The sequence below is a fragment of the Hymenobacter algoricola genome (assembly GCF_039539525.1).
Classification (GTDB): domain Bacteria; phylum Bacteroidota; class Bacteroidia; order Cytophagales; family Hymenobacteraceae; genus Hymenobacter; species Hymenobacter algoricola.
Genome location: NZ_BAABDH010000104.1, coordinates 44,409 through 68,723, shown reverse-complemented (window position 1 = coordinate 68,723; position 24,315 = coordinate 44,409). Strand labels below are relative to the sequence as shown.

Here is a 24,315-nt window from a genome sequence, read left to right as displayed (position 1 = left end):
CCGCAACAAATCCGCCTCTTTTAACGACCGAATCATGGCCGTAGCTTGTGGAATCTGGAATTGGCATCTGACTAAAAAGAAAGAGGCTATTTAGGAACAAGTCTAGTAATTAACAATGAGCAATCATCAATTCAGTTCAGAAGAAGTCAGAAGTCAGAAGTCAGTAGATAGTGAGACGCTGCTGCCCGGAAGCAACCAGCAGGGCTGGGACGTCAGAAATTATTAATTGCTCATTGTCAATTATTAATTGACCTAACCAGCCAGCCCGTGAGCAGCACCAGCAGCAGCCACACCAGCAGCACGTAGAGGTATAGCGCCGGAATGCCCAGCACCAGCCCGCCACGGTCGAAGACGGACAGCAGCGGAAACGTGAGCAGCAGCGCGAAGAGCAGACTCAGAAAGAGCAGCTGCTGGCCGCGGCGTTGCTCGGCAGGCTCATGGGGGACGCGCGGCAGCATACTCGGGGCGGGGAAGGTTGGCACAGGGAATATAGCGGGTTGGCGGCCGATGGCCTACCGGCCGGGCGCGGCAAAGTCCGCCGGGCCACCGGCCCGACGGACTTTGCCGGCAACTGCAGGCAGTGGTTAGGCCGCGGCGTTGTCCTCTTCCATCAGCTTCACGTTGCGCACGTCCTTCATCAGGGCCTGCCCGATAAACCAGCAGATCAGGGCAATGCCCACCGGATACACCAGCCCGGCCAGCGTGCTGTGCTCCTTGATAAAGGGCGTGTCGGAGGCGGCGGCCCGCAGCGTGAGGGCCGTGGCAATCAGGGGCACGAAGCCGCCGAACACGCCGTTGCCGATATGGTAGGGCAGCGACAGGGACGTGTAGCGCACCTTGGTCGGGAACAGCTCCACCAGATAGGCCGCAATCGGGCCGTAGGCCATCGTCACGAACAGCACCAGACAGAACACGAGGGCCGTCATGGCCAGCAGGTTGGGCCCCAGGGCCTTCATCACGGCCGGAATGGCTTTGCCGGTGGCGTCGACGGTGGCGGCCGTCACTTCGGTGATGGGGCCGGCAAACTGCTTGAGGCCGTAGAAGATGGGCACGGTAAACAAGGCGCCGCAGAGCAGGCCCATCATGATGATTTTCTTGCGGCCGATCCGGTCGGACAGGGAGCCGAAATACACGAAGAACGGGGTGGCCAGAATCAGGGCACTACACAGCACCAGGCTGGCATCGACCAGGTCGAGCTTGAGCGTGTTCTGCATGAAGGCGTAGGCGTAGAACTGCCCGGTGTACCACACCACGCCCTGGCCCATGGTGGCGCCGAACAGCGAGATGAGCACCAGGCGGCGGTTCACGGGGTTCACGAACGACTCGCGCAGCGGGTTCGAGCTGGTTTTGCCCTCGGCCTTGGCCTTGGCAAACAGCGGCGACTCGTGCAGCTTGCGGCGGATGTAGTAGGAGGCAATGACCAGCAGGCCCGAGAGCAGGAACGGAATGCGCCAGCCCCACTCCTTGAACGCTACTTCGCCCATGGTTTTGCGGGTGGCAATAATCACCAGTACGCTCAGCAGCAGGCCGGCCGTGGCCGTAATCTGGATAAAGCTGGTGTAGTAGCCGCGCTTGTTGTCGGGCGAGTGTTCGGCTACGTAGGTGGTGGCCCCGCCGTACTCGCCGCCCAGGGCCAGCCCCTGCAGCAGGCGCAGAATGGTGACAATGATGGGGGCGGCAATGCCGATCTTGTCGTAGCTCGGAATCAGGCCCGTGACGAAGGTGGCCCCGCCCATGATGAGCAGCGTGAGCAGGAAGGTGTACTTGCGCCCGATCATGTCGCCGATGCGGCCGAAGAACAGCGCCCCGAAAGGCCGGACCACGAAGCCCGCCCCGAACACGGCCAGCGTGCCCAGAATGGTATCCTCGATTTTGCCCGAAGAGCCAAACAGCACCGGCCCGATGATGGCGGCCAGGGAGCCGAAGATGTAGAAGTCGTACCATTCGATGACGGTGCCGACCGAGGAGGCCGTTATCACCTGCCAGATCTTGCTGGTCGAAACGGCGTTGTTGTCGTGGGCTACGGCATCGTCGGTCGACGTACCGCCCAGGGTGCCGGCGCCGGCGTAGGCGTCGCGCTGGGGTAAATCCTGCTTCATGTCTGGGGGGAATAGGAAGGTGAAATAGGAAACCGGTGCGGCGGTGAAAGGCACAGCGGCGGACTGCCCCGGCCGATGCCTTCACCCGCTCACCTACAAAGCCACTTGCGTCTGGAGCGTGATTTCGGGCCGGTAGTTCACGTTGTTCACGTTGGTGAAATCGGGCCGGGCGCGGTAGTTGAGCGTGAACTTGGCGTTGTGCCCGTCGATGTAGAAGTTGGCTCCCGCGTCGAAGATGTTCACGTTCTTGGTGTCGCCGGCGGCCGTTTTCAGACCCTCGTAGCTGGCCAGCAGGTGCGCAGCGTAGGGCTGCAGGCGCAGCTTGGGGCCCAGCAGGCTTTTGGGCAGCAGCAAGCCGGCCTGCACGTAGCCTACGTTGCCGGTGCCGGAGTGCGGCACGGCGTTGCCCCGGCGGGTTACGTCGCCCGAGCTCACCCCGTAGCCGGGGTTGGAGGCCCCGATAAAGCGCACGTGGTTGGGGCCCATGTTGTAGTTATAATACACCCCATAGGCCGTGAAAGCCGTCCCGGTTTCCTTGTCGATGGGCGTGTCGAAAAATACGTCGGCCGAGAACAGGGCAATGTCGCTCTTGTCGTTGGCCACGGTATTGAAGGCGCTGATGCCCGCCGCAGTAGCGGTGGTGATGGCCGCAGCATCCAGCACGCTGCTCGTCGGGCGCGAAACCATGCCATCCTGGTTGTAGAGGAAGCCGGCCCCGATGTTGAATACCCGCTTGGTGCCCAGGTAGGTGCCCACGTTAAACGGCAGCAGGTTGGCCTCCTGGTCCAGGAATTCGTAGCTGAAATAGCCCTGGTAGACGTGATTGGTGCCCTGCGGATTGTACTGGGCCACGTTGGTGCCCGTGTTCAGGGCCGCGGCGCCCGTGCCCGTGGTAGCTCCCAGGCCCAGCGGGTTGCTGAGCGTGCCGGCCTGGTTGGTCAGCATCGACTCGTTGACGCTCAGCACGTAGTCGAGCTTGCCGACCCGGCCCTTGCCGTAGACCCCGATACCCCGCACAAACTGGTCGATGGCTTCGATAGTGGGCCAGTTGGTGAGCGGGGCGTCCAGGGTCAGGAAGTTGATGGTGCTGGAGCGCGTCATGCGCGACAGGCCATTCTGGTAGTGCATGCCCGCACCCAGGTTCAGGTATTTGTTCACCTTGTACTCAACTACTGCCTCGTGCACGAACAGCTGCGGCTTTTTGCCGTCTACCCCGGGGGCCACTCCGCCGCCAACGGCGGTCTGGTTGTTGATGCCAAAGTGTGAGTACACCAGAAAGCGCGGGTTCAGCTGCGACAGCACGATGAAGCGCGAGCGGCGAATGGCGAAGTCAATCTGGTCGGACTGCGGCTTGCCGGGCGCGCGCAGCGTGTTGGTATTGTTCTCGGTGTAGCGGGCCCAGATCTGGTGCCAGGTAATGAAGCGCACGTACTTCGAGCCGTCGGGCGAGAGGCTGAACTTCATACCCGCGCCGTAGGGGGTCGACTCGGTGGGGGCCGCCGGCACCGGGGCCGCGGCGGGGGCCGCCGGCGGGGGCGCGGGCTGCCCACCGGCCGGTGGGGGCTGCACCTGGGCGGAAGCACTACTAGCCGCGGCCAGCAGGGCGCTAAAAGTCAGCGCGTAACGAGTAGTTCGCATTGGGTTTGGTAGGTTTTGGTGAGAGCAGCAGGGTCGATAGCCGAAAAGCCCGGGAAATGGTTTCCCGGTTCGGCCCCACCAAATAGCAAAACCCACCGCAGGAAGCATCTTTCTTGCTATACTTCCGCTAACGGCTATAGCTCAGCTGGCCTTGAACCGCTCCCACCGAATCAGCATGTACTTGTCGCCCAGCTCGGTGACCACCATCCCCGCCCCTTTCAGGTTGGCCGGATTCTGAAAAAACTCGCCCAGCTCCTTTTGATTGAGGATTTTGTAGGTCGGATGGTAGTCCGTCTGCCGGGGCGCCTTCATGCCGTACTTCTTCACCCAGTTCATCACGCTCACGTGGCTCACGCCCAGCAGCCGCTCAATCTCGCGGTAGCTCACCCCTTCCACGTATAGCTGCAGAGCCTTGATAACGTAGTAGGTGTTGACCTCGCGGCCCACTTTGGCCACGGAGAAGTGGTAGCCGCAGTTTTTACACTTAAACCGCTGCCGGCCGCCTACTACCCCACTTTTAGTGGCTTCTTTGGATTCACACTTGGGGCAGGCGGGCGGGGACATGACAGGAAACCAGGGAGGCTGAGCAGAAAGCTATACGTATTTAGTGAAGATATAGTTAATTAGCTAACATTGTTTATCGATCCATTGAAACCGGCAGATGCACCCTAAGAAAAAACTCCGTGGCTACCATCGGCTGCTACGACAGGCGCAACAATGGCGGGCCGAACGCCACCTGCTGAATGAAAATCAGCTCGACTCGTACAACCGTGACTATCTGAAGCTGTGGCTGCGTCCTTGGACCGACTGGTTTTTGCCCGAAACCCTCCCAATCCTATTCGCCGCGAGCTGCTGGCGGGGCTGCTGTCAGCTTACCAGCAGTGGCAGCAGCAGCTGAGCGCGCGCCACCAGCCGTTTTATCTGGCCGTCTGGCTTTTTGAGCCGCACTTCAACCGGTCGCAGGTGGTAGCCGGAACCCAGGGGTGGATAGCGGGCTACAAGACGGCCTTTGGCGTAGCCGACCCGCACTCTTCGCTCCCCCCCGAAATCTACCGCCAGGTATCCGGAGTCAATCAGCTCATCTGGACGCGCCACGCCGACACGGAGGTTTACGATAGCTTTCCCTATTGGCTCCCCAATCGGAAGGTGACTATTCTTACTGCTGCTTCGGGGGAAACCAGGTATGCGGCCCGCGTAGGCTGGGTATGGGTCGGCCGCACCGGTACTGCCGCTACCTAGCCCGCACCACCGCCAGCACGGCATCGATGGCCGGCCCGAGCCGGCGCAGATCCAGCCGGTCGAGCGTGTCGGTGGGCTCGTGGTAGCTTTTGTTGCGGTAGAAGGCCGTGTCGGTGAGCAGCACGGCGGAGTAGCCGAACTGCCAGTAGTTGAGGTGGTCGGAGAAGTCGATGCCGGGCAGCCAGGCGGGGGCCTTGAAGCGGCGCACGGGCAAGCCGGCAACGGCCTTGTAGTGGCGGGCAAACTGCCGGCCGAAGCGGCCGTTGCCGAATTTCTGGGCCACCGTCACGTAGTTACCCCGATTGCCATACACCAGCTTCAGCGGCCCCAGCGGGTAGTCCTGGCTGTTTTTTCGGTCATCGTAGTAGCCCAGCATTTCCAGCGCTACCATGCCTTTTACGACCACTTTTTCGTCGTGCAACGACCTGGCATGTACGTAGCTCCCATACTTTTCGTGCGAAAGAACGGCGGCTCTTCCAGGGTGTAGGCCACCAGATCGATGCGGCAGGGCAGCGTGGACGGCTGGCCCAGCAGGCGCGCCAGCTCCAGCAGCGCCGCCACGCCGGTGCCGTTGTCGTCGGCGCCGGGCTGCTCCCCGCACACGCCGTAGTGGACCCCGGTGATCAGGCGCGGGCCGGTTTGCGGGCCAAACGAGCCGATGACGTTGCGGTACGTGTTGCCCTGCACGACGTACGGCTGCTCGGTGAGGCGGGCCCCGGCCGTCTGCAGCTCCTGGCGAATATAGTCGGCGGCCTGGTTGAGGCTGGTCAGGTGGCGGTAGTTGCGCGGCTCGGGCGTGGTGGTCAGGGCCAGCAGGTGGCGACGCAAACGAACGGTGTCGGCGCCGGCGGCCCGGGCCGGGCCCAGCACGGCGCACAGCAGAATGGTCAGTACAAAAGAGCGGAAGGGCATGGGCCGGGGGATGGTTTGGCTGGGGCAGCTGGCCGGAAGATAGCCGCCGGCTGGTTTTGGTTGCTTTTCCGTGCAACTTGCGGCCGTTCCGCCCCAAAACACCGCCGCATGCTGCCCTCCTTCCGTACCCTCGACCCTGCCCTGCTCAAGCCCAGCGAGCTGCACCCGTTCCTGGTGGGCGCCGTTGCGCCCCGCCCCGTGGCCTTTGCCAGCACCATCAGCGCCGACGGGCAGGTGAACCTGAGCCCCTACAGCTTCTTTAACTGCTTCGGCTCCAACCCGCCGATCCTGGTGTTCTCGCCCGCCAACCGGGTGCGCGACAACTCGCAGAAGCACACCCTGCAAAACGTGCGCGAAGTGCCCGAGGTCGTCATCCACATCTGCGACTACGCCATGGTCGAGCAGATGTCGCTGGCCAGCACGGAATACGAAAAAGGCGTCAACGAGTTCGTGAAGGCCGGTTTCACCGAGCTGCCCAGCCAGCGGGTGCAGCCGCCGCGGGTGGCCGAAGCCCCGGCCGCCTTCGAGTGCGTGGTCGAGCAGGTCATTGAGCTGGGCCAGAATAATGGGGCCGGAAACCTGATCATCTGCCGGGTGGTGCTGGCCCATTTCCGCGAGGATATCCTACTGCCCTCCGGCCTGGGCATCGACCCGTTCCGGCTCGACGCCATTGCCCGCCTCGGCGGCGACTGGTACTGCCGGGCCGCGGGCAGCAGCCTGTTTGAAGTGCCCAAGCCCAACCGCAGCCTGGGCATCGGCATCGATGAGCTCCCCGAGCACCTCCGCACCTCCGACCTGCTGACGGGCAACAACCTGGGCCGCCTGGGCAACATTGAGCGCGAAGCCCTGCCCACCGCCGAAGAAATCGAAGCGTTCCGCACCGAGCCGCTGGTAGCTTACACGCTCAACAAATACCGAGAAGATTCAGGTGAGCAGCACAAACAGCTCACGCTGCTGGGCCAGCAGTTTCTGTTGGAAGGCCGGCTGCTGGAAGCGTGGAAAACGCTGCTGCTGGCTGAGAGTGGAAACATCCGTTGATTTAGGTGTAATGGCTCGCCTCCAGCACCGTTTGACCAAGCTCACCCTGCGCCAGCTGAGCTTCCCGCCCAGAGTTTTGGGCGGCCTGTCTTTTTTCCTGGTGGGGTGTGGCCTGAGTGCCTGCACGTTACTTTTAAACAAGGCTGAGTTATACCGGCTTTTCCTCAACACCGGGGTACCGGCTACAGCCACGCAGTTCGTGGGGAAGGGAATTGACCATCCGCTGGCCGACTTTATGAGCTGGGGCTACTTCACCTACGGGCTGGACCAGGCTGCTTGGGAGAAGCTGCTCCAGCACAAGCAATTTATCAGGCAGTCGGAGTGGAACCGGGCCTTTACCCGCACCCCTTTCCCCGTAATGGATGCCTGGCATTTGAAGTATTATAGTGAGCTGGTTCGCCACCCAATCACGATTAGCGAGAAGAACAAGGTGGCGTACACGGCCACCTTCTTTCCCTATATTCATACCCTGGTTTATGACTCTTCAGCGCACCAGGTCCAGCATTTCGTGGCCGGAATGCGGGATTAAGGTCGGTTTTCCAGCCTAATTACCGGGCCTATGCGCTTATCCGCTCTGCTTTGTTTGCTGCTGTTGAGCAGTTGTTCGCAAACAGGCCATGAAGCGCCCGCAATGGCTCCCTGCAACCGGCCGGCAGTGTCGCCCGAATGGCATCGTCGCAACCTGCTGGACTGTTTGTGCCGAAGCCTGGGCCCGGCCTGGGTCTCGGCTTTTGCGGCCGGGCACGGCAAGCTGGTGCTGTACGTGGCAGTAGACCGTAACAACCGCTTCTGCGCCATCGAGCACTTCTACAGCTCCGCCGATTCGGCCCGGCTGGCCGCCTCCGGCTTTTTATCCTTGTACGAAGCCAGTCTGGCGGCGCCAGGCGTTTGCTGGCCCGCCCCGCAGGGCGCTATCCAGAACACCTACGACACGCTGCGCGTGAATGGCCGCCGCCAGTTGGTCCGGCACTTTACGATACCGCTGTTCTGCACTTCAGAAAAACCGTGCGACTGCAGCCGGTAGAATTGTGATTTGGCCGAATCCCTGGAAAGTGCTGACGCTGGCGGCCGCAGTGGCTGGTTAGCGCACAATCGTGTAGGGCACCCGCACGCGCAGCGTCTGATAGTAGTCCTCCGTTATCTGCACGGTCACTTTCCCATTCCAAAAAGCGGCGAGGCTATCCTGCCCCGGCGGCAGCTGGCTGGCCACCGGGAAGCGCACTTTCCCCTGGCCGTCGGAGCCAACCGGGATGGTATCCCCATTCACCTGCATCCACAGGCCTTGCTGCTTACTGTAACCCGACACCAGCAGCAGGTCGGCACTGTAGAGGCTGCCGGCCCGCACGACGCTGGAGGCAGGAACGGCCAGCGCCTGTAGCCGGTAATAGTTGTCGACGATGGCCCCCACTTTCTGCCGCTGATTCAGCAAGGCCTCCACCCCCAGCCGCACGGCCCCGGCTTCCTGCTGGGCTAATGCGGCCAGGGCTTCGGCAACGGTAGCCTCCGCGAACAGGAATTCCCGGTAGGCAACCCGACTCGCGGGCAATAACCGGGTAGTGCCGGGTTCCCTGACGGTGGGCGGCAACCAGCCCAGCGGATCCGAAAAGTCCGCGGCAAATGGCTGGGTGTAGTCAATGAAGCGCCCGAGATGCCTGTACAGACTATCGGCAGAAGAGGCACCTGTGCCAGCCATTATCACGTCGCGCACTGCCCCCTGGTCGGCCAGTTTGCCGGGCTCCGCTTCGACGTTGGCTTGGTCCAGCAGGGCGGTGCGCATGGCCCGCACCTGCGCCGAAACGGCCTGCGTCCGGGCCATAATAGCCCGGGCTTGCGCCAGCACTTCCAGATCACGCGCCTGATTTCTGTTTTTGGCAGCTTCCGCCTCAATGGCCCGCACCAGCCCGCCCGCTTCCCGCAGCAGCCGGTCGTTGGCGCGCTGCTGGGTGTCGGCCAGCAGCCTGAGGCGCAGCGCGCGCGGGTCGGGGCCGGAGTGGCAGCTAGCCAAACTACCAAGCAGAAACAGGCAACCGAGGGAAATACGCATAGCCACCAAACGATAGGAGCCCGCACGGCAGTGCAGACTCCTAAACTTATCCAATCGTGCCCAAAAGCCGCCCAATCCGAAAAATCCGGCCGAATCCGTGGCTCAGATTAATTGCGCACCGCAATCATCAGACTCAGCTCCTTGTAGCGCATGTTGAACTTCTTGGCAATGGCGGCATTGGTGAGCGAGCCTTTGTAGACGTACACCCCGGAGCGGAAATGCTCATTGGTGAACAGCACCTCGTTGATGCCGCCGTGCTGGCTGATTTCCTGCAGCATGGGCGTGAAGATGTTGCTCAGCGCGTTGGTGGCCGTGCGCGGCACCCGACTGGCAATGTTGGGCACGCAGTAGTGCACCACGTCGTACTTGCGGAATACGGGCTTGCTGTGGCTGGTCATCTCCGAGGTTTCGAAGCAGCCGCCCTGGTCGATGCTCACGTCGATGATGACCGAGCCGGGCGCCATGCTGGCCACCACGCTTTCGGGCACCATGAACGGAATGCGGCCGTCCTCGGCATTAAGGGCGCCAATCACCACGTCGGCCCGACGGATCTGCTGGTTGAGCACCACCGTATCGAGCGTGCTGGTGTAGAGCATCATCGTGCCCAGATTGTGCTTGAGGCGGCGCAGCTTGTAGAGGTGGTTGTCGAACACCTTCACCTCGGCGCCCAGCCCGGAGGCGGCGCGGGCGGCATACTCGGCCACCGTGCCGGCCCCCAGAATCACCACCTGCGAAGGCGGCACACCCGTAATACCGCCCAGAATGATGCCCTTGCCCTCGTTGGAGCGGGCCAGGTACTCGGCCGCAATCAGCATCACGGTGGAGCCCGCAATTTCGCTCATGGCCCGCACCACCGGCCGGGCTCCCGAAGGGTCCTTGATCAGCTCGAAGCTGATGGCGTTGATTTTTTTGCGGGTAAGGGCCGAAATGAAGTCGGAGGTGAGCGAGCCAAACTGCAGGGCCGAAATCAGGGTCTGGTTGGAGCGCAGAAACTCGATTTCGGTCTGGGTCGGGGGCGCCACCTTCAGGATAATGTCGGCCTCGTAGACCTCCTTCTGGGAGTAGGCAATGCTGGCGCCGGCTTCGGAATAGTCGTGGTCGGAGTACTTGCTGGGCTCCCCGGCGCCGCTTTCCATCAGAATCTCGTGGCCTTCCTGCACCAGGTGCTTCACGGCCTCGGGCGTGAGGCAGATGCGGTTTTCCTGGAGCGAGGTTTCGCGGGGCAGCCCGATAAACAGCTTCCGCTTGCGCGTTTCCACGGCCAGCATGGATTCCTGCGTGAAGTAGGCGCGGCTCGTAGCCAGCGACTCAAATCCGGGTGGTACTGCTTCGGACATCGTGTTTAATTAGTAATTAATAATCAGCAATCAGGAATGAGGCATTTGCAACACGCTGTACGACTGTCGCGAAATTCTTCATTCCTGATTACCAATTACCAATTCCCTCGAAGAGGGGCCGGTGACGGTGAGCGTGAGGAGTAGCCGGTCGGGAGGCAAAAGGGCCTCTACCCGGCTGGGCCACTCGATCAGACAAAGATAGCCAGAATCAAAGTACTCCTGCGCCCCAATATCGACGGCCTCCTGCGGGTCGTTGAGGCGGTAAAAATCGAAGTGGTAGATGGGTTGGTTGCGGGCATCGCGGTACTCGTTGACCAGCGCAAAGGTGGGGCTGCTCACGTCGTCCGCCACGCCCAGCGCCCGGCACAGGGCCTTGGTGAACGTGGTCTTGCCCGCCCCCATCTCCCCGGCCAGCAGGATGATGCGGTGGCCCTGCAGCAGCGGCACCACCTGCGCGGCCACGGCGGGCAAAGCGGCCAGATCGGGAATAGAAAGTTTGGTCACAGGAAGCAGAACAGGGTTTGTAGCCGCAAGTTTAGCATTCTGCGCCGGCTGCACCGCGCCGGGCCGCGCGGGCCTGGTATCCGGCAGCGGCAAGGCCGGCCGGCGGGTAGCCGCCGTGGAGCGCTTCTACCAGCGCGGCGACCAGCGCATCGTCACGCTGGCCTTCTCCTACCGCTTCGGCAGTGACAAGCCGGCCCCCGCGCGCCGCCGGAGCAGCGGGGCCGAGGATGAGAAACGCCGGGCCGGCGGCTCATGGCCGCTTTGCGGTGTACCCCGAGCAAGCTCCGCCCGCTAAAAGCGCAGCGTTATTTCACCCGCTTTTCAGGTTATCAGGCGCCTTAGAAGGAAGCTCCGGCAGGGCTACCACATATTCATGCTATACTATACTCTCTTCAGTTTCTTTACCTTCCCCCCTTCACAAGTCTACTGCTCCTGCCGCCAGTCGGGCTTCAAGGGCTGCCCACCGGCAGCGGCGAAGCCTGGTCTGACAGCTTTCCTCACCCTGTTGCAAAGAACGGCGTCAGCTCCCGCTGGCCGGGTCCGGTTTCGGGCCATTACCTCTCCTTTGCCATGGCTGAGTTCACCCTCTGGTTTAAGCCCTTCTCCGGCCAGCACGCCCGGCTGCTCGAAATCTTCACGACCCTGGAGGGGGCGGGCTTCGAGCTGGCGGCCGTCCACCTGGGCGACACGCCCGAGGGCGCGGGCCTCATCTTTCTCGACCACGAAGCCTCGCTGCCCGACCTGCAGGAGACCCTGGAAGCCTACACGCTCTACGCCGATACCAAAATCATTGCCGTAGCCCTGGGCCCGCTGCCTACTACCAGCACCTGGGCCCTGCTGCGTAGTGGCGTGGCGGAGGTTTTCTCCTGGTTTGAGGTCGAAAAGCCCGTGCAGATCATTCGCTCCCGCCTGCAGTACTGGCAGTGCCTGGAAACTAAGGTGGCGTATCTGCAGCAGCGCCTGGTGGGCCAGAGCCGGTGCTGGCAGCACACGCTGCGCCAGGTGGTCGACATGGCGCTGTCCAACTGCCAGGTGCTGATAATGGGGGAAAGCGGCACCGGCAAGGAGCTGGTGGCCCAGGAAATCCACACCCTCGACCCCCGCCCCGACAAGCGCGACTGCGTGGTGGTAGACTGCACCAACCTGATTCCGGGCTTGTCGGGCTCCGAGCTGTTTGGGCACGAGAAAGGCGCCTTTACCAACGCCATCAGCACCCGCGACGGCGCCCTGGCCCTGGCCCACGAAGGCACGCTGTTCCTGGATGAGCTGGGCGAGCTGCCGCTGCCGCTGCAGGCCGAGCTGCTGCGCGCCCTGCAGGAAGGCACCTACAAGCGCGTGGGCAGCAACACCTGGCGCCGGGCCAGCTTCCGCCTGGTGAGTGCCACCAACCGCGACCTGCTGGCCGAGGTGCACAAGGGCACGTTTCGCCAGGATCTGTACTACCGCATTTCGGGCTGGACCTGCCGGCTGCCGCCGCTGCGCGAGCGGAAAGAAGACATCGTGGTGCTGGCCGAGCACTTCTTCACCCACCAGCACCATATCCGCCAGCCCGTCGACCGGCAGGTGTACGACTTTCTGCTGCTGCGCGACTACCCCGGCAACGTGCGCGAGCTGCAGCAGCTCATCAACCGCATTGCCAGTAAGCACCTTGGCGAAGGCCCCATCACCATCGGCGATATTCCCCGCTCTGACTGGCCCGACTTTGCCCGCCTGGGCGACGCGCCCGACAGCAGCGACCTGGAAACGGGCGTAAAAAACCTGCTCTACCAGGGCCTGGGCCTGAAGGAAATCAAGGACCAGGTGACGGAAATAGCCAAGAAAGTAGCCATCCGCCACGAAAACGGCAACCTGAAAATGGCCGCCCACCGCCTGGGCTGCAGCGAGAGAATCCTGCAGATGCACCGCCGGGCCGAGCCCGAGCCCGTGCTGCTGAAGGCGTGAGTCTGCCCGGTTGTGAAGCCGCGGTTATGGCAAGCCGCGCAGGCGGCGGCGCAGGCGGCGGCAATCCGTGCGGAGCCCTACCGAAAGCTTCGTCAACCTAAAAAGCCCCGACGCTGCCGTGCATCGGGGCTTTTTTAAGCCAAACAAGGGCGGCCCGTTTCAGCGGATGGATTACGGCCGCTTGCCCCGCGCAACGGCGGTCCTCCTCGCAAGGGCTGGTACTGTATCAAGCCTTGGCCAGCAGCCACGGGTCGCGCCATTCCCCGGCGGTTTCGGCGGCCACGGCTACGTGCGGCGGGCGGCTCGGCTCGGGGCGGACCTGGCCGATGAGGCGCAGCAGGTTGCCGGCCAGCACCTGGCGGGCGTCTTTTTCCGAAAGGTGCAGGGCGGCGATTTTGGCCAGCTCCACGCCCGGGTGCAGCCAGGGCCCGTCGGAGCCGAAGAGGAACTTGTGGGCCCCGGCCCGGCCCACGGCCCGCTGCAGAATGTCGAAGCGGCGCACCCCGCTGGTGTCGGTGTAGATGTTGGGAAAGCGCCCGAGCTGGTCGATGAGGCCGGCCTGGGCGCGCCAGTCGTCGGAAAAGGAGCCCAGGTGGGGAATGATGAAGTTCACGTCGGGGTACTGCTCGCCCAGCAGCTCGACCACCGAAATCTCGCCCACCACGTCGTAGAGCACCGGCAGGCGGAAGGCCCGGGCCACGTCGCAGATTTCGCGGCTGATGCGCGCGTCGTAGCGGTGGCACTTGATGCCCACGAAGCCGTACTGCTGCACGGCCGTGGTTACCATTTCGAGCACCCGGCCCCGGTCGCGCTGGGCGTGCACGAAGGCAAAGCCGTAGAAGCGCTCCGGCTGCTGGCGCACCAGCCGGGCTACCTCGCGGTTGGCCACGGCGTAGTCGGAGTGAAAGGCGGCGAAGAGCACGGTGCGCTGGATGCCGGCCTCCCGGGCCCAACCCAGGTAGGGCTTCAGCGGCGCGTCGGTGTCCCAGGGGCCGGTGAGGCCGTCGCCCTGGCCGGCGTGGCAGTGGCAGTCGATGATGAGCATGGCGAAGAAAAAGAAGGAGTGAGCTGGCCCAGCTGGCGCAAAAAAGCCAGGCTGGTGCGGATGCCGCGCCAGAAATTGGTCAGGTGCAGGAACTCATCGGGGCCGTGCTTCCCGTCGTCGGGCAGGCCGAAGCCCATCAGCACCGTGGGAATGCCCAGGTGCTCTTCGAAAAGGCTGACCACCGGAATGGTGCCGCCCGAGCGCTGCAGCACCGGCGCCCGCCCAAAGCCCTCGGCATAGGCCCGCCCGGCGGCCCGCATCACCGGGTGCGCCGGGGCCACGGCGTAGGGCGGGGCGTAGAGCTGGGCGCGGAGCGTGGCCTGCACCGGCGGGGGCGTGTGCCGGCGCACGAAGGCCCGCAGCTGCTGCTCTACCTGGTGCGGGTCCTGTCCCTGCGCCAACCGGAAGCTGAGCTTGGCGCTGGCCTGGGCCGGCACCACCGACTTCAGCCCCGCCCCCTGGTAGCCGCCGCTCAGCCCCGTGATGCTGAGCGAGGGCCGCAGCACGGTCCGCTCATACGGGCTGTAGCCAGCCTCGCCCCACCCCTGCTCGACCCCGGCGTCGCGCAGCAGCCGGGCATCGGCCGGGCCGTAGCGGCGCAGGTAGGCCCGCTCGGCGGCGGAAGCTGCCACCACTGCATCATAGAAGCCGGGAATGGCCACGCGGCCGGCCTCGTCGTGCAGGGCCGCCAGCATTCCGGCCAGGGCCTGCAAGGGGTTGAGCACGGCGCCCCCGAACACGCCCGAGTGCAGCTCGGCGCGCGGCCCCCGCACGGTGAGCTCGGCGGCAAAGGCCCCGCGCAGGCCGTAGGTCAGGGCCGGCTGGTCGAGGGAAAGCAGATTGGTGTCGGAAAGCACGGCCCAGTCGGCCCGGAGCAGGCGGCGGTGCCGGCGGACGAAAGCGCCCAGGTTGGGGCTGCCGATTTCCTCCTCTCCTTCCAGCACCAGCTTCACATTCAGCGGCAGCGGCCGGCCACTTTCCAGCAGCAGCTGCAGGGCCTTGACGTGGGTAAACAGCTGCCCCTTATCGTCGGAAGCCCCGCGGCCGTAGAGGCGCGGGCCGCGGATAACGGCTCCGAAGGGCGGTACCGTCCAGGCGGCGGCCGGCGCCACGGGCTGCACATCGTAGTGCCCGTAGATGAGCAGCGTGGGGCAGTGGGCACCCACCAGCTTCTGGGCGAAGACGATGGGGTGCCCCGGCGTTTCAAACAGCTGCACGCCGTCGAGGCCGATGCCGCGCAGGTGGCCGGCCAGCCACGCCGCGCAGGCCCGCACGGCCCCGGTATACTGCGGGTCGGTGCTGATGCTCGGAAAAGCCACCAGCTGCTGGAGCTCCCGCACAAACTGAGTATTCATGGGCTTCGGACCTACAAAAGCGGGGTAAAGAAGTCGGGGATGCCGGGGCGGCAACAGGGCTGCTTTCGCTAGAAAGCGGAGAAAAACAGGTCGATACTGCGCAGGGGCACCCGGCTCTTGGTACTCACCGTGCTGGTGCCGGCCGAGTTGCCGTCGATGGTGTCGATGGTGCCGTCGGGGTGCACTTCGCGCACGAGAAAGTGGTGCTGAAACGGCTGGTTGACATAGCCCACATCCCCTTTTTTCACCTGGGCCGGGCTGATCTGGCGGAACCCCGGCGTGCGGCTGATGCCCGTCCCAATCTGCCAGGTGCCCACGTTCAGCCCGGCGGCCCTGGTGGCCCACACCGCAAAAATCCCGCACCAGTGGGGAATGCCCGCCTGGTTGCTCACGCTCACGCTGCGCTTGAGGTTGGCTTCCTCCCAGCCCGGCCGGATATAGGCCGGGGCGGCGAGCTCAAAAATGGCCTTGAGCTGCCGCCAGCCCTTGCGGAAGCCGTTTTCGTCGCGCAGCTTGGCTTCAATAGTGGGCGGGGCCATCATGCGCCGGGCGTGGTGGATGATGGCCTCGCGCCGGGCCGTTTCGCCCGTAGTGGCCGCGGGTACCGGTACCGTACCACTTCCGGGCCCGGGTGCTGGGCCAACCGGGGCCGGGGCTGCCCCGAGCGTAGCGAAGAGCTGGCGCACCCGGGCCTCAAACAGGTTCATGTAGGCCTGGGTGCCCATCACGTCGCGGGCCACCTGCCGGATGCTGGTCCAGTCGCCCACGGCGGCGTGGTTGATGCTATCGGACTTGCTGCCGAAAAACACCCTGAGGGCCGTCAGGCTAAACTCGGGGCTTTGCATAAACAGCGTATCCCAGTCGTCGTTCGAAGATTTGGTGGCCGCGGCGGCCGGGGCCAGGTTCTGCCACGCGCGACGGTAGCCCAGCATAATGGCGTCGGAGCCGGTGTAGCCCTGCAGGGTGCGAATCAGCCGCTCGTAGGCGTTGCGCCAAGTGGTCTGGATGTAGCCGCGCCCGCGGAACTTGTAGAAGTCGGCTTCGAGCACGAAGCCGGTAACGGCCGGGTCGGGGCTGGTCGGGAAGTCCCCGACCGGATACGCCGCGCCGGCCCAGCGGCCGTCCTGGGTGCTCACCAGGCGGCTGGCCAGCGCCTTCTGCCCGTGGGCCCGGATGTAGTCCGGGTCATTGAACAGCGCGTAGGCCGTGTTGTTGGGCTTTTTATTGTAGGAAACCTTCCGCTTCGGAATCTGGTCGAAGGCGTACGCAATGCCGGGATGGCCGGCGGTGCCGACCCGCTCGGCCAGGGGCTGCATCTGCCCGCCGGTTTCGTTGATGATGATGCTTTGCAGGGCGGCAAACTGCGCAAAGTTGATCTGGGGCGAGTTGAAGACCAGCGGAATACCGTCCCAGAAGCGTTCAAACCGCTGCTTCACCGCGGCCGTGGCGGGCATCGTCACGGCGCTCTGGTGGCGGTTAACCCAGGCTCCGCGCCCACCCACCCGGCCCCGAAACCAGTCGACGAAGTCCTGCCCGGTTTTGGCGAGAAAAAAGGCGTTGATATCGGCCCCGCTGCGGAAGCGCACCTGACTCACGCTGGTAGTGGTGCCGGGAGCTGGGGGCGTTACCGGGGGCGCTACCGGGGGGCTGCCATCCAGCTGAGCCCAGGTTTGGGGGCCCACCACAGCATCTGCGGCCAGGCCCTTGCCCTGCTGGAAGCGGCGCACGGCGGCCTGGGTTTTGCTGCCCCAGTCGCCGTCTTCCACCAGGGGCTGGGGGAGGTTGACGCGGTGAAAATTCAGGCGGCACTGCAGGTGGCGCACCAGCTCGCCGCGGGCCCCAAGGCGCAGCGTGGGCCGGGGTCCGGCCGGCGTAGCGCAGGCAGCCGGCGCCGGGGCGGCAAACAGGGCGCGCCTCCCTCCCATCACGGGCCCACCCGGCCGCACCAGCGTTCGGGTGCGGGCCCGGCGCCCCAAGAGCCCGATACCCCGGCCCACGACCCGCCCAGGGCGCCCGACTTCGCCGCTCAGCTCTTCCTCCTGCGGGGGTCGGGAGCCGGGCGTTTGGCAGTGGGCGCAGCCGCAGCCCGCCGCGGCGTCGGCGGCCAGCAGGCGCAGACGGTGGCCGAGCTTGAAGCGGCGCAGAAACCGCACCAGGGCCTGCTGGCAGCTGGTGCACTCCTGGTGGCCGACGACGAGCAGGATGCTTTTCACCTGCTGCGAAAAGCCCGGGTTGGCCGCCACCTGCCGGTTGAACCAGCGCATAAACTGCTGCTCGGGGTGGCGCACGCACCCCGGCGGGCGGCCCGGCCCGGCCCCTTGCAGCGGCACCCGCAGCGCGCGGCCCGCCCGGGTATAAACAGTAGCCAGCACTCCGGCGGCCGCTGCAGCATCACGATTGAGCGTCGTATTCATGGCGAAGAGAGTTGAGAGAATTCGAAGAAGACGGGGCCGGGGGCGGCGGGGCGGCGGCCCAGGCCAGCAGGTGACCGGCCAGGCGGGCTACGTCGGCGGCGGAATGGTCGGCGCGCAGGCAGAACGCCAGCTGGGGCACAGTGGGCCGCCGGGCATCGGCCAGCAGCAGGGCCCGGACACCGCGCTGCTCCAGGTAGTGCTGCAGGCACAGCACGGCCCCGGCAGTGGGCAGCAGCAGCTTCTGCACCGGAAACCAGCCCCCGCTGAGCGGCCAGCCCGCCAGCGCCGCGCGCAGCTCCCCGATACGGCGGCCCAGCTGGTGCCGGGCCTGGTCGCCGGCCCCGGCGGCATCCCGCGTCAGGGCCTGTCCGGCGGCCCAGGCGTGCCAGTTCGACACCGGGCTGCTGTGCACCCGCGTGGCGGCGTGGCGGCCAAACCGCGCCAGCCAGGCGCGGCTGCCGGCCAGCACCGCCACGGGCACTCCGAGTCCCTTCGCCAGGGAAGTGATGCTGAGAATACCCGGCCCCCGCAGGCCCAGGTACGGCAGCGTGCCGCCCCCACCCTGCCCCAGGGGCCGTTCGGGCGTGGGCGCCGCCCCCACGACCCCAAACGCCTGGGTGTCGTCGAGCAGCAGCACGCTGCGCGGATCGGGACGCAGCAGGTTCAGGTAGGCGCTTAGCGGAGCAGGACCCTGGGCCAGCCGCCAGCCGTCGGTGAGCAGCCAGGGCGTGCGGCCCTGCTGGCGGTAGGTGAGCAGGCGACGGCGCAGGTCGGGCAGGTTGTCGGCGGCAAAGGCCACCACCGGCAGGCCCCGCAGCAAGGCCCGGGAAGCTCCCCACTGGCCGACCGGGTACATGGCTTCATCTACGAATATCACCGCGGCGGCGGGCGCCAGCGTGAGCACGTCCCAGAACAAATGCAGCGTGGAGGGCGCCAGCAACCCGGTTTCCAGCCCCTGACGCCGGGCCACTGCCGCCGCCACCCGCCGGTGCCAGCCCGGCTCCTGCAGCGCGGCCGGGTAGCCCGTGGTCAGGGCCAGCCCGGCCGGCACCGACAAGCGCGGGGTGCCCAGATAGAGGGCCGAGGTGAAGTCGAGCATGGCAGCAGGGCGGGGGGATGAGCGCATCAGGTCGGGTGGGCAGGCAGCAGAGCTGGGTTCGGCCGCCAGCGGCGGGGAGCCGGGCACCAAAACCCAGCCCGGACGGCTTCGCACCGCCGCCGGGCCGGGTTTTGTTATCCGCGGGGCCTTATTCCGAGTAGCCGTTGCCATTACTGCGCGACATGGGCACGGCGGCGGGCCGCATCTGCCCCAGCCCGTTGGCCAGCGGAGCGGCGGAAAGCTGCCCCCGGCCCGCGTTCTTCTGCTGCTGCTGGGCCACCTGCCGGTCAATCAGGTCCGAGGGCTGCAGGTAGCGGTCCTCGTTGGAAGGCACGGTCACGCGGGCATCCACGATGTCGGAGGCAATGTCGATGCCTGTCACGGCCTGGTAGGCGTGGATGTAGCGCTGGATTTCCTCGCGCCAGTAGTGGGCCCAGTTGGCCGCATTCACCGCCCCCACCGTGGGGTCGTTCCAGGCGCCGTGGCGGATGCTGAGCAGCAGCTGCTCGCCAAACACGCCCAGGTCGCGGAAGTGGGAGATGTTGGTCGAGTTCCAGCCCTGCAGCTGCTTCATGTTGTCGACGCGGTCCATCCACGGCTCGGCGTAGGGCACCATGATGCGGCCGCCGAGGAACTCCCGCATTTCGGGGCGGGCCAGCAGCCACTGCTGGGTCAGCATCTCCACGCGGGCCGCCCAGGGCAGGTCGCCGTACTGGTTGTGGGCGCCTTCGGCCAGGGTCAGGTGCACTTCCCGCAGGTGGTTGAGGATGGGGAAGCCATCGGGAATGACGGTGGTGAAGTTGGCCTGCTGGTAGAACTCCATGGCCACCCGCAGCAGGCTGTGAAAGCCGCGCTGGAAGTTGGACCGGTGCTCGGCCGCCGGAATGTCCTGCACGGCCCGGCCCTTCAGGGAGTAGCCGTACTCGTACTTGTACTCCTGGTTGCGGCGGTTGATGGTCTGCCGGAACCGCTCATCCTCGATGAAGCCCCAGATCAGGTTGCTCAGCGGACGCAGCGGGTCGAGGTTGAGGTTGGCCAGCGGGTCGGGCCCCGCGCCGTTGCGGCGCACGTTCTGGAAGCGCAGGCTGATGGCGTTCATGGTTTGCACCAGCCCGCCTTCCTCGTGCCAGTAAGACCAGATCAGCTCCATCAGCGGCGGGGCCTGCAGCCGCGACTTAAGAATGCCGTAGCAGGCCCCCCCGTTCAGCTCGTCGGCCGTTTTCAGCGGCACCTCGGAGAGCTTTTCCCGGATCAGCTTGAAGTAGGGCAGCACCTGGGCATTGCCGTCGTCGTTGCCGAGCTGCTCGAGGTAGTCGTTGCGGAGCGAGTTGATGTCGATGCGGGCCCCGGCCAGGCGGCCGGAGTCGGAGCCGCGGCGGGCGGCCAGGCCCCGCACCGGGGCCTTGTTCAGGTTGCCCGCCCCCCCGTCGCGGTCCTGGCCGAAGGTGGTGCGGTCGATGGCCAGGCCGGTTTCCTGCATCAGGAAGGCTTCGGTGGCATACTTGAGCAGGCTGTAGGAGGCCACCCGGGAGAAGGGCAGGTACTGGGCCCGGGCATCCTGGCGCAGGTCCACCATGTCCTGCTCCTGGGAGCACATCACCTTGTCGATAAAGGCCCGGTAGCGGGAGAAATTGACGGTGCGGTTGCGGATGAGCACCCACAAGGCCTGGTCGGGGCTGTCCTCGCGCCGGGCCTCCTGCATGGTCACTTTGGTGGGCCGCACGGTGGTGTCGTCCACCACGCGCACCTTCATGGGCCCGAAATCCAGGGCCCGGAACTGCTCCGGCACGGCGTCGTCGCCGTCCCGGGGCTGGTCCTGGTCGTTGTACTTGCGGGATACGAAGTAGCCGCTGATCAGCTTGGAGCCCAGCTCTTCCCACGTATTCACGTTCCAGGTCAGCGTCAGCCCCTTCTTCTGGTGCAGCGTGATGCTGGCCTCGGGGTAGGTGATGTCGATGAACAGGGCGTACTCGGAAGCCACTTTCCGGGGCGGCACCAGCTTGCCGTCCTTGAGCGTGTAGTCCCACCGGTATTCCACCGTCGGACCGTTGGGCTGCAGGCTGTCGAAGACAAAGTGGATGGAGAAGTAGTTGCCCAGCACGTCGCTGACAAACTTCTCGTTGTCCTCGGTGCTCAGCTCCAGGGTCAGCAGCGAGTTGTCGCCCAACGACACCTGGCTGGCGTCAATTATTAGTTCGCGGTTCATGGGTAGAGGGAATTAGAGAGTGAAAATGAGTGCCGTTGGTGGAGAGCAGCGGCCGGGCCAGGGCGGGCATGGGGGCCGGCAGGCCGTAAGTGCGGGCCCGGTTCAGGGCCCAGCGGGTGAGCAGGCTGGTCAGCAGCTGGTACTCCTGCGGGGCCGTAATCCGGCCGTCGGCCTTGGCCTGGCCCACCACGGCAAAGGCCAGGGAGGGAGCGACCTGCTCGCGCAGGGCCGGCTGCGCCTGCCACTGCCCGAACAGGGCCTGCAGCCGGGCCGGCTGCCGCTCCGCAGCGGGCATGATGTCGGCCAGACGCTGCCCCCGCAGCGCGGGGGAGGTATGGTTGCACACCAGCTGGGCAAAGTCGGGCAGCAGCCCGAGCAGCAGGCCGATGAGCTGCTGCTTGTCGGCCGCCAGCCCGGTGGTGGGGTACAGCAGCTGCCACTGCTCGGCCAGGGCCGCCCACTGCGGGTGCGGGTGCAGCCGCTCGCCCAGGGCCAGGCTGATCTGCACCCGGATCCAGGGAAACGGGTGGGGGCCGTCGGTGCCGATGCGGAACACGAAGTAGCTGGGCAGGCTCACCACGCTCATCAGCCCGTAGGTGGCCGAGATTCCCAGGTGCCCCACGGCCCAGAAGTCGGACAGGATTTCGTTGAGCCAGCGGCTGTACAGCTGCCAGCCCACCTGCCGGGGCCCACCCTGGGCCACGCGCTGGTCGATTTCGGCCCGCAGGGTGGTCGTCAGGTTCAGCAGCTCGGAGCCCTGGTGCCCTACCTCGTGAATCAGCGACGAGGCAATGCCGCTGCCCACCATCCGCTCCCGCGGAATCTGGATGACCCCCACCGGGTTGTCGTCGCCGCCGGGCAGGCGGGTGCGCGCCCGGCGGATGGCGGCCCCGTGCCCGCGCTCCACGAAGCAGATCAGCGGCGGCGGCTCGTAGTAGTGCCCCGGCAGGGCAAGGGCATCTTCGGCCAGCGCGTCGAGGCCGGCGATGAAAACGCCCGTCACGTGCTCCCCGCGCTGGCTGAAGACGTCGGCGAAGATGTCGACCTGGTCGAGCAGGTTGTTGAAGCGCAGCTTGAGCAGCACGAAGCGGGCCTGGGCCTTCTCGGCTGTCAGGCTCTGGCTGTCGGGGCTGCGGACCCAGCCCACAAAGTCGAGCAGGCGGCGGCGCAGGTCGAAGGCGACGCGGGCCAGGTGGGCGTTAATGGCCGCCTGGGCCGGGGCCGACACCGCCGCGGCCAACACCATGGGCATGCCCAGCGCGAACGAGCGGACCGTTTGCAGGCGGCTGAACAGGCCCAGGGCCTCGTTCACCAGAAACCGGGTATCGGCGGCGCGGCGCATCACTCAGAGCTGAACGATGAGCGTGCGGCCCTGGCGCTGCCAGGTACCCCGCGTGGCGCCGGCACCGTTGCCGTTGCCGTTACCGGCGTAGCCCTGGCCATCGTCGCTGGCGTCGGAGCCGGGGTCGTAGCCCTGGTTGCCGGCGTCGTAGCCGTTGCTGCCGCCCGCGGCCCCGCTGCTACCGCCGCCAAAGTTGAAGTTGCTGAAGCTGGGCCCGGTGCCGGGGTTCATCGGCACGGGGCGACGGCCGCCGAAGCCCGGGGCTCCCGGACGGCGCCCCCCGCGGGACGTGAAGCGGCCGCTGGCGTCGCGGTTGCGCCCCCCCGTGCGCAGCAGGCCGGGCGCGTGGCGCTTGGCGGCCTGGCCCAGGGCCGTGCGCACCGCCGTTTGGGGGTTGATGCCGGGGCTCTGCCGCTGAATGGCGGCCCCGCGGCGGGCGGCCGAGTTGGCGAAGCGCACGAAGGCCCGGGCCGTTTCAAACTCCTGGTCCTCGGGGCTCAGCCCTTCCAGCTCCAGCTCAAAGAGGTTGCTGGCCGCCGAGCCCAGCTGCCCGCCGATCATGCCGCCGATGGGGCCGCCCACGAAGGAGCCCAGGGCCTTGCCGGCCAGGGGCAGCACGGTTTTGCCCACCGACTTAAGAGCGCCGCCAATGGTGCGGCCAATGGAGGACTTGGCGAAGTTGCTCACGGCGCGGCCGGCACCCCGGATCAGCTTGCCCAGGAACATGTTGAGCTCCTGCTCATTGGTAACTTCGAGCAGCTCGTGGGCCAGCTCCATTTCCTGGGTTTCGTTGAGCTCCCCGTGCATCTCGTAGGACTCGCCGTTCATCTCGTAGGTTTCTCCGTTGAGCTCCCCCAGGTATTCGGGGTCGAACTCGTACATCTCCTGGGAGCTGCCGTACTCCTGCTCCTGGCCGAGGGACTGCTCAAACTCCTGCGCAAATTCGTTCTGGTACATGGCGAAAGGGATTTAGGGTAAAGAGGTTGACTGGTGGAAAAAGGCAGGCCGCCGCCGCCAGACCCTCGTCCGGCGCCGGCCCGGGCGCCCGGCATCAGGCGTCGTAGAGCACGAGCGTGGTGCCGCGGCGCACCCAGGTGCCGCGCCGGCCCGCGCCGGCAGGGCCGCCCGACTCGGCCAGGCCGCCGTTGAGCAGGCCGGGGGCCAGCTGGGGCACCGACACGCCCAGCACCTGCTTGCCGACCTGGGCCGGGCTCAGCCGCGGGTTCTGCTTGGCCAGGCGGGCCGTGCGCCGGGTCACGTCGTTGGCGAAGCGCACGTAGGCCCGGGCAATTTCCAGCTCCTGGCTTTCGGGGTTGAGGCCTTCCAGCTCCAGGTTGAAGATGCGCTTGGCGTTGTCGGCCACGAAGCTGCCGGCCCGGGTGCCGGCCCAGCCGCCCAGGGCGCTGCCGGCGGCCTGCCCGGCCTTGTTGCCGAGCCAGCCCCCGGCCCGGGCGCCCAGCGGCCCGAGGCGGCCGCCCAGGGCCGTGCCGGCCCGGGTGCCCAATGACCCGCCGGCCTGCCCGCCGTACTGGGCGCCGAGCTGGGGCAGGGTGTTCTGGCCCACGTTGACCAGGTACTTGCCCACGGCCTGCCCGGTGGGCGAAGCCACGAAGCTGGCGGCGGCGCTGCGGGCCGCCCCCGCGGCCTTGCTCATCAGGTCGCCCAGGAATTGGTTGAGCTCCTGCTCGTTCGAGACTTCGAGCAGCTGGTAGGCCATTTCCAGCTCCTGGTTTTCCTGCTGGCTGGCTTCGCCGTTGAACTCGTGGCTGTACTCCTGCTCAAACTCCTGGCTGTACTCACCCTGAGCTTCGAACTCGTAGTTGTTTTCGTACTCGCCGCTGAGGGCGCCCGTCTCCAATTCCTGGAGGGTCCGATCAATGTTGTGCATGGCTGACAAGGGGGTTAGGGTGAAAGATGCTTGCCCCTGCCTTTTTCCAAACCCCGGGCCAGCCTGCCGAAGCCCGTTTCCAGCCCGCCAGGGCCGGTGCGCCCGAAATTCGTTTCGGCCGGCCCCGAATCCGGCCTCTTTGGCGAAAAGAGTTTCGCGCCCCGGCCCAGGTAGGGGCATCGGCCGGCCGGTGGCCCCGTGGCGCACCGGCACG

23 protein-coding genes are annotated in these 24,315 nt (G+C 65.8%); 6 read left to right on the top strand and 17 right to left on the bottom strand.

The genetic code is table 11. The features are described 5' to 3' along the window. Positions 1–236: 236 nt before the first annotated feature. The 4 genes from ABD842_RS16530 to ABD842_RS16515 all read right to left on the bottom strand — a co-directional run bounded on the left by ABD842_RS16530 (position 237) and on the right by ABD842_RS16515 (position 4,301). Positions 237–458, bottom strand: coding sequence for a hypothetical protein (locus ABD842_RS16530; RefSeq protein WP_345116410.1), 222 nt, complete (start codon positions 456–458; stop codon positions 237–239). A gap of 126 nt (positions 459–584) precedes the next feature. Then, a complete protein-coding gene (locus ABD842_RS16525; RefSeq protein WP_345116407.1) occupies positions 585–2,099 on the bottom strand; it encodes an MFS transporter in 1,515 nt (504 codons plus the stop codon). 93 nt (positions 2,100–2,192) lie between these two features. Then, positions 2,193–3,737: a hypothetical protein gene (locus ABD842_RS16520; protein ID WP_345116405.1), complete on the bottom strand. Its 1,545-nt coding sequence runs from the start codon at positions 3,735–3,737 to the stop codon at positions 2,193–2,195. A gap of 141 nt (positions 3,738–3,878) precedes the next feature. Further along, entirely contained in the window at positions 3,879–4,301 is a 423-nt protein-coding gene (locus tag ABD842_RS16515; RefSeq protein ID WP_345116402.1) for an IS1/IS1595 family N-terminal zinc-binding domain-containing protein, read from the bottom strand. Between the two features lie 222 nt (positions 4,302–4,523). Here ABD842_RS16515 and ABD842_RS16510 point away from each other — a divergent pair, with 222 nt between their 5' ends. Then, positions 4,524–4,976: a hypothetical protein gene (locus ABD842_RS16510; RefSeq protein ID WP_345116399.1), complete on the top strand. Its 453-nt coding sequence runs from the start codon at positions 4,524–4,526 to the stop codon at positions 4,974–4,976. Here ABD842_RS16510 and ABD842_RS16505 read toward each other — a convergent pair. Both ABD842_RS16505 and ABD842_RS16500 read right to left on the bottom strand, forming a co-directional pair. Beyond that, positions 4,969–5,397, bottom strand: a complete 429-nt coding sequence (locus ABD842_RS16505) for a zinc-binding metallopeptidase family protein (protein ID WP_345116396.1) — start codon at positions 5,395–5,397, stop codon at positions 4,969–4,971. The two genes, ABD842_RS16510 and ABD842_RS16505, sit on opposite strands and share 8 nt — an antisense overlap. Continuing rightward, positions 5,373–5,888: a M28 family peptidase gene (locus ABD842_RS16500; RefSeq protein WP_345116394.1), complete on the bottom strand. Its 516-nt coding sequence runs from the start codon at positions 5,886–5,888 to the stop codon at positions 5,373–5,375. The genes ABD842_RS16505 and ABD842_RS16500 overlap by 25 nt, the downstream gene beginning before the upstream one ends. Positions 5,889–5,996: 108 nt before the next feature. Between ABD842_RS16500 and ABD842_RS16495 the strand changes: the two genes are divergently transcribed. The 3 genes from ABD842_RS16495 (at position 5,997) to ABD842_RS16485 (ending at position 7,950) form a co-directional block, all read left to right on the top strand. After that, on the top strand, positions 5,997–6,926 hold the full coding sequence (locus ABD842_RS16495) for a flavin reductase family protein (protein ID WP_345116391.1): 930 nt from the start codon (positions 5,997–5,999) through the stop codon (positions 6,924–6,926). Positions 6,927–6,957: 31 nt separating this feature from the next. Further along, complete coding sequence (locus tag ABD842_RS16490) at positions 6,958–7,455, top strand: hypothetical protein (RefSeq protein WP_345116388.1); 498 nt, start codon at positions 6,958–6,960, stop codon at positions 7,453–7,455. Positions 7,456–7,620: 165 nt separating this feature from the next. Further along, positions 7,621–7,950 (top strand): hypothetical protein, encoded by a 330-nt coding sequence (locus tag ABD842_RS16485; protein ID WP_345116386.1) that lies wholly within the window; start codon positions 7,621–7,623, stop codon positions 7,948–7,950. Positions 7,951–8,007: 57 nt separating this feature from the next. On the opposite strand, the gene ABD842_RS16480 is transcribed toward ABD842_RS16485, so the two are convergent. From ABD842_RS16480 to tsaE, 3 genes are all read right to left on the bottom strand, one after another. Beyond that, positions 8,008–8,970: a hypothetical protein gene (locus ABD842_RS16480; protein ID WP_345116383.1), complete on the bottom strand. Its 963-nt coding sequence runs from the start codon at positions 8,968–8,970 to the stop codon at positions 8,008–8,010. 107 nt (positions 8,971–9,077) lie between these two features. Further along, the gene (locus ABD842_RS16475; protein ID WP_345116380.1) at positions 9,078–10,307 is read right to left on the bottom strand and encodes an alanine dehydrogenase; all 1,230 of its coding nucleotides are present in this window, start codon (positions 10,305–10,307) and stop codon (positions 9,078–9,080) included. A gap of 78 nt (positions 10,308–10,385) precedes the next feature. After that, positions 10,386–10,811 (bottom strand): tRNA (adenosine(37)-N6)-threonylcarbamoyltransferase complex ATPase subunit type 1 TsaE, encoded by a 426-nt coding sequence (gene tsaE, locus ABD842_RS16470; protein ID WP_345116377.1) that lies wholly within the window; start codon positions 10,809–10,811, stop codon positions 10,386–10,388. 115 nt (positions 10,812–10,926) lie between these two features. Between tsaE and ABD842_RS16465 the strand changes: the two genes are divergently transcribed. Next, a complete protein-coding gene (locus ABD842_RS16465) occupies positions 10,927–11,106 on the top strand; it encodes a hypothetical protein (protein WP_345116375.1) in 180 nt (59 codons plus the stop codon). 275 nt (positions 11,107–11,381) lie between these two features. Further along, positions 11,382–12,752: a sigma 54-interacting transcriptional regulator gene (locus ABD842_RS16460; RefSeq protein WP_345116372.1), complete on the top strand. Its 1,371-nt coding sequence runs from the start codon at positions 11,382–11,384 to the stop codon at positions 12,750–12,752. A 226-nt stretch (positions 12,753–12,978) separates the two neighbouring features. On the opposite strand, the gene ABD842_RS16455 is transcribed toward ABD842_RS16460, so the two are convergent. From ABD842_RS16455 to ABD842_RS16420, 8 genes are all read right to left on the bottom strand, one after another. After that, positions 12,979–13,797: an amidohydrolase family protein gene (locus ABD842_RS16455; protein ID WP_345116369.1), complete on the bottom strand. Its 819-nt coding sequence runs from the start codon at positions 13,795–13,797 to the stop codon at positions 12,979–12,981. After that, the gene (locus ABD842_RS16450; protein ID WP_345116367.1) at positions 13,719–15,152 is read right to left on the bottom strand and encodes a dipeptidase; all 1,434 of its coding nucleotides are present in this window, start codon (positions 15,150–15,152) and stop codon (positions 13,719–13,721) included. Before ABD842_RS16450 ends, ABD842_RS16455 begins: the two co-directional genes overlap by 79 nt. Before the next feature lie 68 nt (positions 15,153–15,220). Further along, positions 15,221–17,566 (bottom strand): peptidoglycan-binding domain-containing protein, encoded by a 2,346-nt coding sequence (locus ABD842_RS16445; protein ID WP_345116364.1) that lies wholly within the window; start codon positions 17,564–17,566, stop codon positions 15,221–15,223. Then, on the bottom strand, positions 17,544–18,692 hold the full coding sequence (locus ABD842_RS16440; protein ID WP_345116361.1) for a PLP-dependent aminotransferase family protein: 1,149 nt from the start codon (positions 18,690–18,692) through the stop codon (positions 17,544–17,546). Before ABD842_RS16440 ends, ABD842_RS16445 begins: the two co-directional genes overlap by 23 nt. A 121-nt stretch (positions 18,693–18,813) precedes the next feature. Beyond that, entirely contained in the window at positions 18,814–20,871 is a 2,058-nt protein-coding gene (locus tag ABD842_RS16435) for a hypothetical protein (RefSeq protein ID WP_345116358.1), read from the bottom strand. Continuing rightward, complete coding sequence (locus ABD842_RS16430) at positions 20,849–22,213, bottom strand: hypothetical protein (protein ID WP_345116355.1); 1,365 nt, start codon at positions 22,211–22,213, stop codon at positions 20,849–20,851. Before ABD842_RS16430 ends, ABD842_RS16435 begins: the two co-directional genes overlap by 23 nt. Positions 22,214–22,216: 3 nt before the next feature. Next, on the bottom strand, positions 22,217–23,170 hold the full coding sequence (locus tag ABD842_RS16425; protein ID WP_345116352.1) for a hypothetical protein: 954 nt from the start codon (positions 23,168–23,170) through the stop codon (positions 22,217–22,219). Between the two features lie 94 nt (positions 23,171–23,264). After that, a complete protein-coding gene (locus tag ABD842_RS16420; RefSeq protein WP_345116349.1) occupies positions 23,265–24,101 on the bottom strand; it encodes a hypothetical protein in 837 nt (278 codons plus the stop codon). Positions 24,102–24,315: the final 214 nt, after the last annotated feature.

Bases quoted from the DNA above. Each gene is read 5' to 3' on its own strand.
- ABD842_RS16530 (WP_345116410.1), bottom strand. From the start codon at position 458: ATGCTGCCGCGCGTCCCCCATGAGCCTGCCGAGCAACGCCGCGGCCAG.
- ABD842_RS16525 (WP_345116407.1), bottom strand. From the start codon at position 2,099: ATGAAGCAGGATTTACCCCAGCGCGACGCCTACGCCGGCGCCGGCACC.
- ABD842_RS16520 (WP_345116405.1), bottom strand. From the start codon at position 3,737: ATGCGAACTACTCGTTACGCGCTGACTTTTAGCGCCCTGCTGGCCGCG.
- ABD842_RS16515 (WP_345116402.1), bottom strand. From the start codon at position 4,301: ATGTCCCCGCCCGCCTGCCCCAAGTGTGAATCCAAAGAAGCCACTAAA.
- ABD842_RS16500 (WP_345116394.1), bottom strand. From the start codon at position 5,888: ATGCCCTTCCGCTCTTTTGTACTGACCATTCTGCTGTGCGCCGTGCTG.
- ABD842_RS16495 (WP_345116391.1), top strand. From the start codon at position 5,997: ATGCTGCCCTCCTTCCGTACCCTCGACCCTGCCCTGCTCAAGCCCAGC.
- ABD842_RS16480 (WP_345116383.1), bottom strand. From the start codon at position 8,970: ATGCGTATTTCCCTCGGTTGCCTGTTTCTGCTTGGTAGTTTGGCTAGC.
- ABD842_RS16475 (WP_345116380.1), bottom strand. From the start codon at position 10,307: ATGTCCGAAGCAGTACCACCCGGATTTGAGTCGCTGGCTACGAGCCGC.
- ABD842_RS16460 (WP_345116372.1), top strand. From the start codon at position 11,382: ATGGCTGAGTTCACCCTCTGGTTTAAGCCCTTCTCCGGCCAGCACGCC.
- ABD842_RS16455 (WP_345116369.1), bottom strand. From the start codon at position 13,797: ATGCTCATCATCGACTGCCACTGCCACGCCGGCCAGGGCGACGGCCTC.
- ABD842_RS16450 (WP_345116367.1), bottom strand. From the start codon at position 15,152: ATGAATACTCAGTTTGTGCGGGAGCTCCAGCAGCTGGTGGCTTTTCCG.
- ABD842_RS16445 (WP_345116364.1), bottom strand. From the start codon at position 17,566: ATGAATACGACGCTCAATCGTGATGCTGCAGCGGCCGCCGGAGTGCTG.
- ABD842_RS16440 (WP_345116361.1), bottom strand. From the start codon at position 18,692: ATGCGCTCATCCCCCCGCCCTGCTGCCATGCTCGACTTCACCTCGGCC.
- ABD842_RS16435 (WP_345116358.1), bottom strand. From the start codon at position 20,871: ATGAACCGCGAACTAATAATTGACGCCAGCCAGGTGTCGTTGGGCGAC.
- ABD842_RS16430 (WP_345116355.1), bottom strand. From the start codon at position 22,213: ATGCGCCGCGCCGCCGATACCCGGTTTCTGGTGAACGAGGCCCTGGGC.
- ABD842_RS16425 (WP_345116352.1), bottom strand. From the start codon at position 23,170: ATGTACCAGAACGAATTTGCGCAGGAGTTTGAGCAGTCCCTCGGCCAG.
- ABD842_RS16420 (WP_345116349.1), bottom strand. From the start codon at position 24,101: ATGCACAACATTGATCGGACCCTCCAGGAATTGGAGACGGGCGCCCTC.